This window comes from Haladaptatus rarus (assembly GCF_054177585.1).
This window is the reverse complement of record NZ_JBPEHG010000005.1, coordinates 192,418-207,880: the sequence shown is the minus strand read 5'-3', so window position 1 is coordinate 207,880 and position 15,463 is coordinate 192,418. Positions and strand designations below refer to the sequence as shown.

The window sequence follows — 15,463 nt, the reverse complement described above, 5'->3', positions numbered from 1 at the left end:
CGAGGTTCGGACGAAGTCTGAACGTGGGGGAGAGCGTGGTCGTGCGTCAGTTCACGACGGGGAGCGCGACGACGATTCTGTTTCGAACGGCGTTCGGAACAGAAGGCGCATCTTCGATCCGGTGTGACCCACGGTAGAGTTTGTTTTCTAAGGGACCAGTGGCACTCTACTTTGGATACTAGCAAGAAGGGCGAAGGCCGTCCGTTGATTCAAATGGAGGCCATCAAAAACGGTGGCAATCAAAGGTCGAGATGGGCGGACGGGCGTGCTATGGCACGCCCGTCCACGATCCGGTGGTCGATAAGCAGCAGGCAAGCGAAAGTGGGGGCGAGTGGGCAAAGCAGTAGCGAGGGGTGTGAAGGCGGGAACGAGTGGCGAAGCCACGAGTGACCGACTAATCGAAGGCGTGAGTAGACCAGTATATTTCAGTACATTCCAGTACAGTCAGTACAAAATAGTGTGATCAGTACACGCCTTTCCACCGAGTCGCTACACACCCAGTTCCTCGGCGAGTTCGAAGAACGATTCGATGGTCGAGTCCGGTTCGCCATCGAACGGTTCCCACGGTTTTCCTTTGCGGTCTACCCAGACACCCTGCATCCCGGCGTGCTGAGCGCCCTGCACGTCGAACCATCCGGCGGTGACGTGGGCAATCTCGTCGATAGGCGTTCCCGTCCGGTCAGCGCCGTGGCGGTACAGCTCCGCGTCGGGCTTGAACGTCTCTATCTCGTCGGCGCTGATGGTGTCCACGAGGAGGTCACCGATATCGGCGTGTTCGACCATCGAATCTAGCATCTCTGGGTTGCCGTTGGAGAGGACGTAGCAGTCGTAGCCCCCATCGCGGAGGCGACGGATGCCATCGCGCACGTCGTCGAACACGTCGAGTTCGTGGTAGACGGCGAGTATCTCGTCGCGCTCGTCTTCGGAGATATCGGCGTCGTTGGCAGAGAGGGCGTACTGGAGCGCGTCCCGGTTCATCTCGTAGAACGGCTGGTAGGCGTCGATATGGTTGGCGACGAAGGTGTATTCGAGCGACCGGGCGCGCCAGAGCTTCGAGACGGGTTCCGGGTTCTCGACGCGCTCGGCCAGTGCTTTCTCTGCCGCGTCGACATCGACTAGCGTGCTGTAGGAGTCGAACGTGACGGTCGTGACTCGGTCGGAATCGAAGGACATGCGTCGAGCCAAATTCGTCCGGTGCGGAGTTAACGGTGGTGGGGAAATCCTCCGAATCGGTACCGAGGAAACCGTTATTCGTGTCACGGTCGAAGTACGAACCATGGCTACGACAGATGACGGTGATTCGTTGCTCCGAATCTTCCTCGTCGTTCTCGCCGTCCTGCTGTTAGTCCCGTTACTGCTGTTGGCGTTCGTGGCTCCATTGATGGGTGTGATGGGTGGGTCGATGGTGGGACCGGGGTTCCGCGGACAGGTGCCGTTGTTGGGATGGCTCATGATGCTCGTTCCGCTCCTCGTCGTCGTTGGATTCAGCTACCTCGCGTACCGCATGCTCGCGGGTGGGGGTGGCAACGGAGGTATCGGCGGGGGTGACCGCGCGCTCGAAGAACTACGGATGGCCTACGCTCGCGGCGACATCTCCGAAGAGGAGTTCGAGAAACGGCGCGAACGACTCCAACGGGAAGAATAGCGCCGACAACTGCTGTTCAATCCGCGGCCTGTGCGTTCCCGCGGTTCCCCTGTCCCATCTCAGCGGGGTTCATCATCCCTTCTTTGACGCCGAGTCGGATGAGCACGACGTTCACCGGGAACGCGAAGACGAAACCGACCGAGAGCGAGAAGGCGAGCGCGCCCCAGAACAGGAGCGACCCGAACTCCGCACCGCCTGCGATCAGGAGGTCGGTTCCGATGGCCGTTATCTCCATGATCGTTATCGACGGCGTCTCGCTGTAGAAGGCGTCCATGACCGCCGTTTTGAACCCGACACCTTCCTGCATCAGCGGGCCGACGGTCAGCGCGTACCCGAAGAGGTACGCCAGCGTGAACGTACCGGCGGCCTGCCACAGTATGCTTGTGACCGCCAGCACGCCGACCAGCGCCGTCAGCCCGACGACTTCTCCACCGCCACACCCGGAGTAACAGTGGGCGGTCGAACGAAAGCTACGTCGCCACAGCGAATCGTGTGATATCTGCGTTCGACCCGAGTACCAGTAGATGGCCAACCCGAACGGACCGGAGTACAACACGACCAGCGCCCAGACGAACTTCATCAGCGACGGCAGGGCCTGATTGCGCTTTCGAATGTCCCACCAGAGGACGCCGACAGACGCGAGGACGAACACCGCCCACAGGCCGAGTACCGTCGGATTGGACAGGATCGGTTTCATCACTTCTCGAACTGGCGCGAACGCGTGCTCTATCTGTTTTATTACCTGCGTGAGTTGCATGGAGACGCACCTCGGTTCGGACGACATCTGCACCTTGGATTCCCCGCTGCTCGTCTCGCCTGCGTGCTAGTAGAGGCCTGCCACTTTCTACCCTTCCGGCTAACAGAGCCGAACTCAGGGTCGAGCAAGTACAGGTTTCTAAGACTAGAGGGTTATCGTGTACTCTTTCCCGGCGTCGAACCGGTCGAAATCCGAAAGTCGGCTGCCACACGAACTCCGTGTCTCCGTGGGACTGAGATGGATATCGAAGCGAGAACTGCAACCCATCGTTCCCCACGTCGAGACGAACGTCGTCTCGTGTGCCAACTTCGGCTTGAGCGTGTAGAGGAGTTCTCCTCGTTCCGGCATCCCCTTCAACAGAAGCGAGAGCGCGGAGTCCGCCTCGACGGTGTACTCGCGGTCGAAGATCGTGTTCGTTTCTGGCTCGATTCGCGTCGCCCGCATCGTGAACGGAAATCCGAACCCGTCACCACCGCTTTCGACGGACTTCGTTTCCCCGTGCTCGTTCGTCACGCGGTACGCCGAGATCGGTCGATTCGACACCGAGAGCGAGAACAGGTGTGGACGATTCGTCGGATTCTCCACGAGGAGACGGCTTCCGTTCGAGGATCGAGAACTCGAAGTCTGCCGTGCGATGCTCAAGCCGATCGTTCCGGTGAGAAGAACTCCCCCGGACGCGAGAACGTGTCGCCGTGATACGTGGTCGGATAGCTGACCCATGGTAACCCCCACAGCACGTCATCGTTCCGCAACAGTTTTACTCCTGTGGCCTTTTCAAAACTCGTCCATCGATTGGTTGTAGCGGTCGTGCTGAATGGAGGGCACACATTCATCAGCGGCCTTCGACGAAATCGCCCACCACCTGATTGAATTGTTTCAGTTCTTCGACGGTAAGATAGTGTCCACTTTCCTCGAATAGCTCGAACCGAGCCTCGGGCACGAAGCTGGCGGTTCGCTCGACCACCGGAACTGATCGCCACTTATCGTCTGCGCCGGCGCACACGAGCATCGGAACGTCGACACCGGGAAGAACCTCTCGTAGTCGATGTCCGCTTACTCGTGCCCTGAACACGAAGGCGTTATTCGTGCCCGGACACGCGAACCGGTTCGTACGGCTCTTCGAGATACGCCATATCGCTCCGCGAGAGGTCGATATCGAGGGCTTCGACAGCGTCCTCTAAGTGTTCGATGCTGGTCGTGCCGACGATGGGGGCATCCACCCACTCCTTGTGGAAGAGCCACGCCAATCCGATCTGGGCCATCGTGACCCCCTTCTCGGCGGCGAGTTCCTGCACGCGCTCGTTTACTTCGACACCACCGCCCTCACCGTAGGGGTGTTGGTGCGCGTAGTCGTCGGTCTTGCCGCGAGTCGTGTCCTCGAACTCCTCGTGCGGTCGCGTGAGGAATCCCCGAGCGAGGGGACTCCACGGGATGACGCCAACCCTCTCGCGGTCACAGAGCGGAAGCATCTCTCGCTCTTCCTCGCGGTAGATGAGGTTGTAGTGGTTCTGCATCGTCACGAACCGGTCGAGTCCGAGGCGGTCGCTGGTGTGGAGGGCGTCCGCGAACTGATGTGCCCACATCGAGCTCGCGCCGAGGTAGCGCACCTTCTCGCGCCGAACCGCGTCGGAGAGCGCCCGCATCGTCGTCTCGATAGGTGTGTCGTCGTCCCAGCGGTGGATCTGATAGAGGTCGATGGTGTCCATCCCGAGGCGATCGCGCGAGTTGTCGAGTTCCTGTTCGATGGCCTTCCGCGAGAGACCGCCCGAGTTCGGGTCGTCGTCGTTCATCTGAAAGTAACATTTCGTGGCGACGACACTTTCTTCGCGCCGGCCCTCCAAGGCTTTCCCGAGGATGCGCTCGCTCTCGCCGCGCGAGTACATGTTCGCGGTGTCGAAGAAGTTGATACCCAGGTCGATGGCACGCTCGATGATCGGCATACTCTCGTCTTCGTCCAGCACCCACTCGCGCCAGTCGCTCGACCCGAAGCTCATACAGCCGAGACAGATCTTGCTGACCTCCATGCCGGTGTCGCCGAGTGTCGTATACTCCATATCGCGGGAATCTCGTGCCGAGAGCAAAAAGATGGGGAGTTGCGGATAGATTTCTGGGAAGCTATCTGAGGACCTATCCGAACAGCTATCTAGACAACTACAACGAGACACGCCCTTGGATATCCACAGATTAGGGTAAAGGGCAGACAGCCAGGGGCCTGAAACGCTAAGTGTGTCCATATCGTCGGAATACTAGTTCGTATGGGGGGGTCGATGAACGACGATGCACAGACAGCGACCAGAGTATCGAGTGCGAGAGACGAGGTCGTGACGTGTTCGAACGTCTGGCGGACGTACCAACGCGACGGCGGATCGTGGCTTCGGTTCGGTAACGAGCGCCGTAACCGTCCGACAGTGACGGCACTCTCTGACGTTTCGATGACGATCGAGCGCGGCGACTTCGTCGGCCTCGCAGGGCCCAGTGGAAGCGGAAAGTCCACGCTCGTCCACCTGCTCGCAGGTCTCGATACGCCGACCAGTGGGACGGTGACGCTCGCGGGAAAGAACGTGTCGTCGCTCTCTCGTCGGGAGTTGACCCGCCTGCGACTGGAGCAGGTCGGTATCGTCTTCCAACGGTTCCACCTGTTACCGTCGCTGTCCGCGCGTGCGAACGTCGCACTCCCGCTCGTCGAACGCGGCGTCCCCAAGCGGAAGCGCCGCGAGCGAGCAGCCGACCTGCTTGAACGAGTTGGACTGGGTGACCGGCAGACCCACCGACCGAACGAACTGTCCGGTGGCGAACAACAACGGGTCGCGGTCGCACGCGCACTCGTGGGCGACCCCCTCATCGTGTTCGCAGACGAACCAACGGGCGAACTCGACACCGACAGTGGGGCGATCATCCTCGACCTGCTAGAAGACGTGGCGACAGACCGGGCGGTGCTGCTGGCGTCCCACGACGAACGAGCACTCGACCGAACTGATCGTGTGATACGGCTCATCGACGGACGGGTCGAAGATGGGTAGCTGGCTTTCGCGGTGGGGCGGGTTAGTCGGGGTGGCTCTTCGCCGAACGATGACGAAAGCAACCCGCACCGCTCCGCGACAGACCGCCGTCAGTGTCGCGGGGGTTGCGGTCGCCGTTGCCCTCCTGCTGGTCGTGACCGCCCTCGGACTCGGTCTCGTGCAGGAAACGACCGTCCGGAGCGATGCCGTCGACTACTGGGTCGTTCCCCAATCGGCGGACGTGTCCACGATGGTCGTCTCCGCCGGTGAGCCGCAGCTCGGCGACGTACATCGAAAGAGTGCCACGCTCACCCGGCAGGATCGTATCGAATACGCCACACCGATCCTCGTTTCGGTGGTACAGGTCGAATCCGGGGGGAAAAGCGAGTACGTCCTCGGCATCGGCGTGATTCCGTCGTCCCGCCTCGACCGTGTGGCAGGTCTCCCGACTGCGCCACTCTCTCCTGGCGATCAGTACTTCACTAACGGCAGTTACGACGGGGAGTGGACCGGCGAAGCAGTCCTCTCGGAAGGTGCGGCCGACCGCTTGAACGTCTCGACCGATGCGAATCTCACGGTCAGCAGTGCCCTCTCGGGGGGAGGGGGACAGAACCTGGAAGCAACCGCCGTCGAACCGGCAGCAGTCGAGTCCGGCTTGTCCGGTTTGCCGGTGATGGTCGTCCACCTGAGCGAGTTGCAAGCGATCACGGGAGCAAAATCTACGGATCAGGCCGACCAGATACTCGTGAAGTCCACCACCGGCGGGCTGAAACCCGAACTGGAAGACCGATTCCCCGGTACGACCGTCGTGACGCGGACGGGGTTCACGGCCAGTAACGCCGTCGACTCCGATCTATCGCTGGCGATGGCGTTAGCTGCGCTAATCATCGCGATCGTCGTTGGTTCCCTATTCGTCGCCACCACGCAGGGCTTGCAGGTCGAAGCCGACAGCGAACAGTTGGCAACGCTGACCGCGATCGGATTCTCTCGACGGGCGCGGGCAGCCCTTCTCGTGGTACAAGCCCTCGCGTTGACCCTCGTCGGGGGCACACTCGGTATCGCATTAGCTTACGTCACGACACAGGTGATGAACTACGTAGCGACTCGGGTCGTTGGGCCGGTTCCCATCGCTACCTTCCATCCCCTGTTGGTCGGTTACGGATTCGGCGTCGCCGCCCTCATCGGAATCCTGGTCGCGCCGTACCTGCTCGCGATGGAACGCCGGAGCGAAGGTGTGACGGAGGTGATGCGATGAGCCGGATTCGAGTAGCTGTGGCAGTCGCCACCGCCCAACTCCGTCACGACAGGTCACGGACGATACTAGCAGTCATCGGCATCGCCATCGCAGTGCTCTCGACCACCCTCCTCGCTAGCCTCGGTGTCGGTGTCTTCGAGACCGGCCAGCAGAAGTTCGATGCGTCGGGTCGAGACCTCTGGATCACGGGGGGATCGCTCTCGAACGGACCAGCAGGATACGGCCCGTCCATCCTGGACTCCCACGAACTGGCCCGAGACATCGAATCCCGCGACGACGTTACGTCAGCCGTCCCGATGGCGTTTCAGGCGGTCTACGTCGGGAACGGCTCCGGGAAGACGCGAACGCTGGTCGGCGTCGGCGTCCCCGGCGGAGGGCCGTTCGTGGACATCGAAGCGGGGTCGGGATTCCAGCAGTCGGACGTCCACTACGACGATGGAACCTACGAGGGACCGATGACGGGGACGGTCATCATCGACTCCCGAACCGCAGAGATGTTCGACGTGGACGTCGGCGACACGCTCCACATCGGCGGCTCGGTCGAGAGCGCGCGGGATAACACGTTCGAGGTCGTCGGCATCTCGTCGACCTTCTCCAGTTTTCTGGGTGCGCCGACCGTGACGACGCACCTGAGCGAGCTACAGGAGGTCACGGGGACGACCGGGACGGACAAGGCGACGTTCATCACTATCTCGCTGGCCGACGGAGCAGACCGAAACGAGGTGGAACAAGAACTCCAGCAGGAGTATCCGGAGTACACAGTTCGAACGAACGACGAGCAGATGCGGTCTGTTCTCCAGCACAACACGATCATCATCGCAGTCGGTGGGGCACTGGTCGTCCTCGCAGTCGTCGCGGGGTTTGCCCTGACGCTCGACGTCCTCTCGATAGTCGTCTTCCAGCAGAGCAGGGAACTCGCCGCACTCTCAGCGCTCGGGATATCCTCACGGACGCTCGTCGGTATGGTAACTGCACAGGGTGTTCTCCTCGGTGTGGCCGGTGGCCTCCTCGGTGTCGCCGCAACGCCGCCGTTCGTGGTCGCGTTGAACTACCTCGCCGAGCGACTCGTCGGCTTCGAGGACCTCGTGCGAGCACCGACGGAAGTGCTGTTGCTCGGCGGAGCGATCGCACTGGTAATCGGGACGCTCGCAGCCGCGATTACGGGGTGGCGGACGCTCCGCATCGTTGGTATCGACCAACTGATGCGCTAACGTGCTAGAAGTTCGTCGGCGCTGTGTGAGATTCAAACAACGAGAGGATTCAGACACAGGTTAGGAGGATAGATGTCGCGAGTAGAAAGTATCTTGAATGTAGATTATTATGTGGGGTCGGTCTGGCTTTGAGTGGCTGTTGTTCATGGTGATTTCGACTTTTGATTTCCTCTGTTAGTGAGCAGCACTATAATGAAAATTTCCGAGCTCAGTTCTCTCAACTTCATTTACTACTGCCGAGGATTCCTCCCTTGGATGGTAATTAAACCTCAGTAAAAATTCCTATTCTACTATTAAATGGTATCTTCTCTGTGGCACTGTCTAGTTTAGCTTCTCCTCAAAAATATTCGTTGATCGATTGGTATGGACTCATATAGTTGCAGTACTGCATAAACTGTGCAAGAAACTATTGGACGCTTCGCCGACTTCCTACCCGGGAGTTGTGGAAGCAGCCGATCCGCAGTTTGGGCGTGTGAAACCACTTTCCAATCGGTTTCGCTCTGTATATTTAAGCTGACCGCTCAATCCAATTCGAAAGAGGGCAGCCCGATAGCCGTTACCATCGACGAGGAACGTTGCGTCCGAGAGATCGTGTTTTTCGGCTAGTTCAGAGAGAAATTCAGCCGTCGAATCGGTGCCATGCTGATCAAACACAGCAACGCCAAGCAGCAGTTTTGCGTCGGTCTCTATTGCAGTATACAGTCAAGACCACTCGCCGTTTATTTTGGCAGCGTATCGTCAACTGCGACCCGCGTCAGCTGCGCCGACGGCGGGTCGGAAACGTTGTCAGCAACTCGATGAACCCATTGAAAGATCGCTTGATGTGAGCGTTCTACGCCGAAGAGGCGAAGAATTGCTCGTGGCTCCTTAAGTGAACACCCCGTCGCGTGGAGCCGGACGGCGAACGCTCCCGACATTTAAGATTCGCCGTCTCAAACGTTTCACTGAGCAGTTCTTGGTTAAGCATGAACACCGAAACCACTGAACTGCTCGCTTCTCAAACTGGCCTAATTAGATGGTGCCTTCTCTGTATTAGTTTTGATTTTGTTAGAAGCTATGAAATTACCTCGATGACCCCATCCCCCACACCGGAATCAGCTTTGTGTTACGTTTCTGCCTTTTTATCGGTAGACCTCCCTTCGACGCTCATGTTAGAATCTTCGCCGCGGAGAAGTCTCTCTACTTGCTGGCGATCCTCAGGGTAGCCAACGTCTACTCGCCAACCATCCATTCGAATGGCATCGATGGTTCGGCCACTCTGAATCAGAAGGTCGATGGCCTCACTGATCTCATACTCGCCGCGGTTCGACTGCTGCACGAGATGGCAGGCACGGAAGATAGCGGGCGCAAAGGTGTAAAATCCGGTCATCACCAAATTCGAAGGTGGCTCTTCGGGTTTCTCGATTACGTTGGTGATCTCGTCATAATCGTTGGTATCACACACCGTATCGATCTGCTTCCTGGTAGGGAACTTTTTCGATGAGGAACGCGGCGTCAGCTCGATCCTCTTGTTGTCGTTTGATTACATCTCCGAGATTGGCGTCGAAGATATTATCACCTAACATCAGCATGAAGTCGTTTTCGATGTGGGGTTCAACAGTCAGTAACGTGTGAGCAAGGCCTTTTTCCTCACGCTGGTGAGTGTACGTAATCGGACTCCCGTCATACTCGTCATTGTAATAGTTGATTAAGTAATCATTTTGATTCCCTACTACGGCTACGAACTTCTCGACTCCAAGCGCGGAGTCAGGGTGCGCGTACCCTAACGCGACTGAAACCGTCCACTGTCTCCGCTCAGATCCGATAACCGAGGTCAGCGAGATGTCGTTCGACTTCCTCGGTCTCCGCCGCGTTTCGCTCGTCCGGTTGTTCTGCCCGTATCTCCTTACGCTGCCCGCCATCGAATTCGAACCAGGGAACGTCCAGTAGTTCTGGCACGTGAATGCCGTACCAATGGTCGTAGTCCTTGACTGGAACGAGGGGCAGACGCTCTCCGAGTAACTCGCCGTGGTCTGCCGTAATCACGGTCTTGCCCTCGAACACGCCGAGGAGACGCGCCACTTCTCCCAGCACGAGTTCCAAATTCTCCAGATACGCCCGCCATAGGTCGGCGTCGGTTAGATCTCTGTTCTGATTTCGGGTCGTGACGATGTTCAGGCCGTGACCATGGTCTATATGCTTGCAAGCGAACGAACCGAGATATGGCTGGTGCGGTTGGAGATAGTGGACCATCAGTCGTTTGTGTGGATACTCTTTGTCTGCTTCGAGGGCGCGTTTCGTCACCGTCTCCGGATGGGTCGTCAGGCCGCCTGCCGCGTCTCGGTACTCGTCTTGATAGAGGGGAACGAAGTCGTGAACCTCGGCGTCTATCTCCTCGCTGAGCAGATCGAAGTAGCCGTTCGCGGAGACGTAAACAGTGTCGTAGGCGGTTCGCTCTGTGAAGTTCCCTCGAATGAACTCCTCGCTCGTCGCACCCCGAGATTCTACCTTCCGGAGGGTCCCCTCGAAGGCACAGACGTGACGGAACGCGTCGAATCGGCACGCGTCCAACACGACGAGGTTGTCCCAATCTTCGGCGAAGATGTCGATTCCACTCCGGTTGAAGCTCCTGCCGCCACGTAAGTACCACGTCCGAAGTAGCTTCCTAGGGACGGCATTGGTGTCCTCCAAGAGGACTCGAAACTTGTCACGGAGAGACATGACACTCGTAACCAGAGGGAAGTCAATAAGTGTACCGTCGTGGTGGAAATCCTCTCCCTTCGTTGTCGAATTACTCGAAACGTATCGGGTCGCTCCCTTCGAACAGTCTCGGCCGAATCGATTCGTCTCAACCAGTCGCGGGCCGACGGTTTAGACGGGGTCGAGCGCGTTCTGCGGGTTCTGAAAGACGTGGGCGATACGGTCGCCCCGTACTGACCGCAGGTCGGACTCGGGCAATCCGACGATATTCCGGCCCTCGTATCGCATCTCTCCGGTCGTCTCCGCGGCCTCCACCAAAACGGTGACCGGCTCGCAGGTAACCGTTTTTCCGAACCCGGACTCGCCGACCAGACAAACCGTCTCACCGCGATTCACGTCGAAGCTGACGCCGTCGACCGCTCAGACGAGATCGTCGTGGTCTTCCGAGCGAATGTGGAGATCCTGCACCGACAACAGAAGGTCGCTCATCGACCTCCCTCCTCGTTTTGCGGGGCGTGTCGGTCGTCTACGAGCGTTTACATCCCGTTACTACCCTTTGCGTGCCAGTTCCGTTCGAACAACGTATGGACGTCCCTCATGATACCGACGAGTTATAAACCATACTACGTATTTGGATTGCGATTCGGATACCCCCGGCCGGACGGAACGTCGCGATGGCAAAGCTGGTGAGTTCGTCCGATACTCAGGGATTTCAAACGACGATGCGACGCGAGTCATAAACCACCGAACAACAGCAACTATCACCAAATGCCAGAACAAAAATTCCACAGCCACATCGGTCGCACGTATGCAGAATATGAAAATTAGTGGCCCGGACAGACCCGAGCACCGGAAGACGCCCCGGACGTTCTCATGGTCGTCTTTTACGACGCCGGATTCGGACAGTGGTGGTGTTACGGTGGCCTCATCGATAAACATCGACCGTCTTGCAGAGAACGGTCTCCTGTACAACTTCCACACTACCACGCTCTGTTCGCAGACGCGCTCCTGCTTGATGACCGGACGGAACCATCACTCGAACCGCGTGATGGCAGTCTTCTCAAGGCCGCCATCAAGCGAACTGCTGGTGGTCGGGACACGCCGACCGCGATTTCGTTCGAGACGGATTCCAGTGACTTCCCGAAGCACACGCCGAGCGCGTACACCTCGACACCCCTGTAATAGGCGTTCGAGAACTGAACGGAAATTACGAAGTCGAGACGCCCGACGGAACCACCGAGTTCGACGAGTAGGTTCTCACTACGCCCGCCGACCTCAGCAGGGACCTCGTGGCCAGCCTCGCGCCGGATTCTGCGGACGCAATGCGAGAACTCAATTATCACCCACTCGTGTAAGTCTATCTCCGTACGAACCGATTTTAGAGGTGACGTATACCCTGCTGCGCTCGGCTATCAGGTCGGCTACGGCGAGAAACTACGAACTCTCGGTGTCTCGAGGAACGTCAGTATGATCGAGCGGGAAATCCGAGCGAGTGAAGCGACGGCATTTACACTTGTTTCTTCGGTGGGAGGTACGACCCCGAAAACTTCGAGGAGAGCGACCACCGAATCGGGGAGATAGCGACGACGGAATTCGAGTCGGTGACGGGCGCGGACGCCCAAGTCGCCGCTGTGGACCGACTCCGGCACGGATTTCCGGCGTACGACACCTCGTGGTACGCAGTCGAGCGGGTGGATCTACCCGACGGCGTTCGGCTGGCGACGAACTACACTGCGCGGATGGGCATCCAGTGTCGGATTCGAGAGGCACGCGAGTTAGTCGAGGAGTTGGCGGTACAGTCGAGCAAACCACTCTTATACCATTGGAAACGCGTCGTTCCCGACCGGTTCGTGACGGGTAACGACGCAATTACAATACACGAAAACATCGTTCGGTGGTTCACGATTCCGTCTCGGAGGTGCGCTTGCAGATCTCATGAGAGAGAAACCGGCGAACATCGTCTACGTCACTATCGATTCGATACGGGCCGACCGGGTGGGATTTCTCGGCTATGAGCGACCGACGACTCCTAACTTGGACGGACTCGCCGACGGTGGAACCGTCTGCACGACTGCTATTGCCGACGGCATCCCGACATACTACTCGTTCAAGTCGTTGCTCGGCGGACTGCACTCACTGAGTCATGCTCGCGGTGCAGGACTCCCCGACGAGACCAAGAGCCTGGCGGAGGCGTTCGACGAGGCGGGCTACGCGACAGCGGGATTCAACGCCGGAAACCCATGGCTGACTCGGAACTACGGCTACGACAGGGGGTTCGAGGTGTTCCGGGACTTTCTGACCGACGACGAATCGTCGGAAGTCTCGGATCTATTGGGGACGGCGCAGTCGTTACTGACCGGCAACGAACTCCTGCGGGACAAACTCGGCTCGCTGGCCCGGATGGCTCTCGCCGTGACGGGGCGAACGCCGCTCGAACCCGCAGAACGGGTCACGGACGTGGTAAAGAAGTGGCTCGAACACTACGCCGGCTCGGAGCAACCGTTCTTCCTGTGGATCCACTACATGGACCCGCACTACCCCTGGGTGCCCCGGGGCGAGGATCTGCGGCGACTCGGATTGCGACCAATTTCGGATTTCGAGAAGGGTCGAATCTGGCACAAGGTATCGTACCACAACGGGGAAACGGACGCCCGAACTGGCGTCTCACTCGTGGAACGAACGCAGATAGACGACCTCTACGACGCGGAAGTCAGACGCACGGACGAAGCGGTCGGTCGATTAATAGAGACGCTTCACTCACTGGACTATTACGAGGAGACGCTGTTCGCAGTGGCCGGCGACCACGGAACACAACTGTACGACCACGGCAGTTTCAGTCATGGACCCAGAGCACTCTACGACGAAGTCGTTCGGGTGCCGGTGTTGCTCTCAGGGCCGGGCATCGACGAGACGACAATACGGAGGCCAACGTCGCTCGTAGACGTTCCGACCACACTCCTCACGGAGAGCGGTGCTGACGTGCTAGACCAGACCATGACTACCTTCGAAGGGAGTAGCATCTACGACTCGAACGACGACCCGGTCTTCTCGGAGGTCGTCTACGAGTACGACCCGGTCTCAGACCAGTACGTGGACAACGGCCTGTTGCTTGCGTGTTACGATTGGCCGTGGAAACTCGTCTGGAACCGGGAACACCAGACGGTCGAACTGTACGACCTCGAATCCGACCCGGACGAACGTGACGACCGCGCTGTAGAGGAACCAGAGACAGTCGAACGACTCCTCGCGGAAATCCAGACTCACCGCGACGGCATCGAACGGCAGAACCGAACTATCGACGAACGACGGCACATCCGAACCCGTCTCGCCGAACTCGAACGAGCAGGCAAGCTATGACACTAAACCCGATACCGATTGTCCACGAATTACGAGCGGAAGTTGCCGGAACGGAGACGATGCCCGCACCGAGCCGAGTTCATCTCGAGGCGGCGATTCGATGGTTGTTCCGGAGCCAAGACGTGACTGGGTGTGGCGGGTCGGCAGCCACGTACAACCTCTTTTTAGGGTGGGCGGATCCGTATCCGGAGACGACCGGATACATCGTCCCGACGCTCTATGACTACGCGGGCTACGCCGACGCGCGAGAAGCACGTCGGCGCGCCTATCGCATGGCCGAGTGGCTACTGACCACCCAGCGAGAACACGGCGGCTTTCCAGCGGGTGCCGACCCCAACTCTGAGAGTTCACCGAGCGTGTTCAACACCGGGCAGATTATCTTCGGACTGATTCGGGCCTACCGAGAGACAGGTGAGGAAGTGTTCCAAGAGGCTGCCCGACGGGCCGCGAGTTGGTTGCTGTCGGTGCAACACGAGGACGGTTACTGGGACACCTACGTCTACAAGGACACCGTACACAGCTACAGTTCGCGCGTCGGCTGGTCGCTCATCGTCGCCGCAAAGAGTACCGGCAGCGACGCGTTCCGGGATGCCGCCAAGCGGAACCTCGACTGGGTCGCCGAGCAACGCCTCGCCAACGGCTGGTTCGAGAAAGCGAGTTTCGAGCGAGGGCAGCCCCCGTTCCTGCACACCATCGCGTACACAATACGCGGCTTGCTCGAAGGTGCGGTGCTACTCGACGACGACGCCCTCTTCGACGCGGCACAGGACTCGGCCGACCGGTTGCTCGAAGTGAAGAACCGAGACGGCGTGTTGCGAGGCGAGTACGATTCGTCGTGGAACGGCAGTTCGTACTGCTGTCTCACCGGTAACGCACAGACCACGCTCGTCTGGCTTCGACTCGCAGAACTGACAGGGGACCCGCAATATCGCTCCGCAGCCGTTCACGAACTCGACTATCTCAAATCGAGACATCGTCCGACCGGGCCGCTCCCATTACGGGGTGCGCTCGCCGGTTCGGATCCAGTCTGGGGTCGCTATCTCCGGTTCCGGTATCCGAACTGGGCAGCGAAGTTCTTCGCGGACGCGTTGCTGGCGCTGGAAACTCGCTGAACGTCATTTCGGTCGCCACGAATCGCTGTCTCGTTTGCCAGTACGTTCATCAGACAGAACGTCGTACCCCTGCTGCATGACTGAGGAAGCCAGCGTTCGACTTCCGGCGGATCTCTGGGAAGAGTGCGAACGGCGCATCAAGGGAACCAACTTCGAGTCGGTCGAGGAGTATGTCCAGTTCGTCGTCGCCGAACTGCTGGACGGAACCGACACGCGAGGGAGTAGCGGCGTCGAACGGTCGGAGAACTCCACGGAAGTGATGGATCGACTGAAGTCATTAGGGTACCGATAGTCGGGTAGCGATACCGAGAGTACCGACTCACTGACTCGGGGGGTACTCTACGTGACTACGCCGCGTTGTACCCAATCGTATCAATTTTTGATACATACCGTTTGATAGATTAAACCGCACCAGCGTAGCCGCTGGAAGACTATCTTCATCGAGCGT

General features: G+C 59.0%; 14 protein-coding genes and 3 pseudogenes. 8 read left to right on the top strand and 9 right to left on the bottom strand.

The genetic code is table 11. From position 1 onward, the window contains the following. Nucleotides 1–489 precede the first annotated feature (489 nt). Nucleotides 490–1,173, bottom strand: coding sequence for a haloacid dehalogenase type II (locus tag ACR3FE_RS13965; protein ID WP_458207763.1), 684 nt, complete (start codon nt 1,171–1,173; stop codon nt 490–492). A 103-nt stretch (nt 1,174–1,276) separates the two neighbouring features. On the opposite strand from ACR3FE_RS13965, the gene ACR3FE_RS13960 reads away from it, so the two are divergent. Further along, the gene (locus tag ACR3FE_RS13960; protein ID WP_458207762.1) at nt 1,277–1,645 is read left to right on the top strand and encodes an SHOCT domain-containing protein; all 369 of its coding nucleotides are present in this window, start codon (nt 1,277–1,279) and stop codon (nt 1,643–1,645) included. A 16-nt stretch (nt 1,646–1,661) separates the two neighbouring features. Here ACR3FE_RS13960 and ACR3FE_RS13955 read toward each other — a convergent pair whose 3' ends face one another. The 4 genes from ACR3FE_RS13955 to ACR3FE_RS13940 all read right to left on the bottom strand — a co-directional run bounded on the left by ACR3FE_RS13955 (nt 1,662) and on the right by ACR3FE_RS13940 (nt 4,456). Then, a complete protein-coding gene (locus ACR3FE_RS13955) occupies nt 1,662–2,402 on the bottom strand; it encodes a DUF4396 domain-containing protein (protein WP_458207761.1) in 741 nt (246 codons plus the stop codon). A gap of 144 nt (nt 2,403–2,546) precedes the next feature. Next, entirely contained in the window at nt 2,547–3,122 is a 576-nt protein-coding gene (locus ACR3FE_RS13950) for a hypothetical protein (RefSeq protein ID WP_458207760.1), read from the bottom strand. A 112-nt stretch (nt 3,123–3,234) separates the two neighbouring features. Then, a complete protein-coding gene (locus tag ACR3FE_RS13945; protein WP_458207759.1) occupies nt 3,235–3,411 on the bottom strand; it encodes an alpha/beta fold hydrolase in 177 nt (58 codons plus the stop codon). A 70-nt stretch (nt 3,412–3,481) separates the two neighbouring features. Further along, nucleotides 3,482–4,456 carry an aldo/keto reductase gene (locus tag ACR3FE_RS13940; protein ID WP_458207758.1) on the bottom strand — a complete coding sequence of 325 codons (975 nt, stop codon included), beginning with the start codon at nt 4,454–4,456 and terminating at the stop codon, nt 3,482–3,484. Nucleotides 4,457–4,669: 213 nt separating this feature from the next. Here ACR3FE_RS13940 and ACR3FE_RS13935 point away from each other — a divergent pair, with 213 nt between their 5' ends. From ACR3FE_RS13935 to ACR3FE_RS13925, 3 genes are read left to right on the top strand one after another with little or no spacing between them, the layout of a single operon-like run. Next, the gene (locus tag ACR3FE_RS13935; protein WP_458207757.1) at nt 4,670–5,422 is read left to right on the top strand and encodes an ABC transporter ATP-binding protein; all 753 of its coding nucleotides are present in this window, start codon (nt 4,670–4,672) and stop codon (nt 5,420–5,422) included. Nucleotides 5,423–5,471: 49 nt separating this feature from the next. Next, nucleotides 5,472–6,656, top strand: coding sequence for an ABC transporter permease (locus ACR3FE_RS13930; protein WP_458207756.1), 1,185 nt, complete (start codon nt 5,472–5,474; stop codon nt 6,654–6,656). Continuing rightward, complete coding sequence (locus ACR3FE_RS13925; protein ID WP_458207755.1) at nt 6,653–7,867, top strand: ABC transporter permease; 1,215 nt, start codon at nt 6,653–6,655, stop codon at nt 7,865–7,867. Before ACR3FE_RS13930 ends, ACR3FE_RS13925 begins: the two co-directional genes overlap by 4 nt. Nucleotides 7,868–8,204: 337 nt before the next feature. On the opposite strand, the pseudogene ACR3FE_RS13920 reads toward ACR3FE_RS13925, so the two are convergent. The 4 genes and pseudogenes from ACR3FE_RS13920 to ACR3FE_RS13905 all read right to left on the bottom strand — a co-directional run. Then, nucleotides 8,205–8,834: pseudogene (locus ACR3FE_RS13920) on the bottom strand (IS6 family transposase). Between the two features lie 138 nt (nt 8,835–8,972). Then, a pseudogene (locus ACR3FE_RS13915) lies at nt 8,973–9,606 on the bottom strand (sugar phosphate nucleotidyltransferase); the annotation flags it as partial. Between the two features lie 55 nt (nt 9,607–9,661). Continuing rightward, nucleotides 9,662–10,567 carry an alkaline phosphatase family protein gene (locus ACR3FE_RS13910; RefSeq protein ID WP_458207754.1) on the bottom strand — a complete coding sequence of 302 codons (906 nt, stop codon included), beginning with the start codon at nt 10,565–10,567 and terminating at the stop codon, nt 9,662–9,664. A gap of 150 nt (nt 10,568–10,717) precedes the next feature. Continuing rightward, nucleotides 10,718–10,948 (bottom strand): annotated as a pseudogene (locus tag ACR3FE_RS13905) (ATP-binding cassette domain-containing protein); the annotation flags it as partial. A gap of 471 nt (nt 10,949–11,419) precedes the next feature. Between ACR3FE_RS13905 and ACR3FE_RS13900 the strand changes: the two are divergent. From ACR3FE_RS13900 to ACR3FE_RS13885, 4 genes are all read left to right on the top strand, one after another. Then, a complete protein-coding gene (locus tag ACR3FE_RS13900; protein WP_458207753.1) occupies nt 11,420–11,728 on the top strand; it encodes a hypothetical protein in 309 nt (102 codons plus the stop codon). Nucleotides 11,729–12,481: 753 nt separating this feature from the next. Continuing rightward, nucleotides 12,482–13,903 (top strand): sulfatase, encoded by a 1,422-nt coding sequence (locus tag ACR3FE_RS13895; RefSeq protein ID WP_458207752.1) that lies wholly within the window; start codon nt 12,482–12,484, stop codon nt 13,901–13,903. Continuing rightward, nucleotides 13,900–15,015: a prenyltransferase/squalene oxidase repeat-containing protein gene (locus tag ACR3FE_RS13890; protein WP_458207751.1), complete on the top strand. Its 1,116-nt coding sequence runs from the start codon at nt 13,900–13,902 to the stop codon at nt 15,013–15,015. The genes ACR3FE_RS13895 and ACR3FE_RS13890 overlap by 4 nt, the downstream gene beginning before the upstream one ends. 76 nt (nt 15,016–15,091) lie before the next feature. Beyond that, complete coding sequence (locus ACR3FE_RS13885) at nt 15,092–15,307, top strand: hypothetical protein (RefSeq protein ID WP_458207750.1); 216 nt, start codon at nt 15,092–15,094, stop codon at nt 15,305–15,307. Nucleotides 15,308–15,463 lie beyond the last annotated feature (156 nt).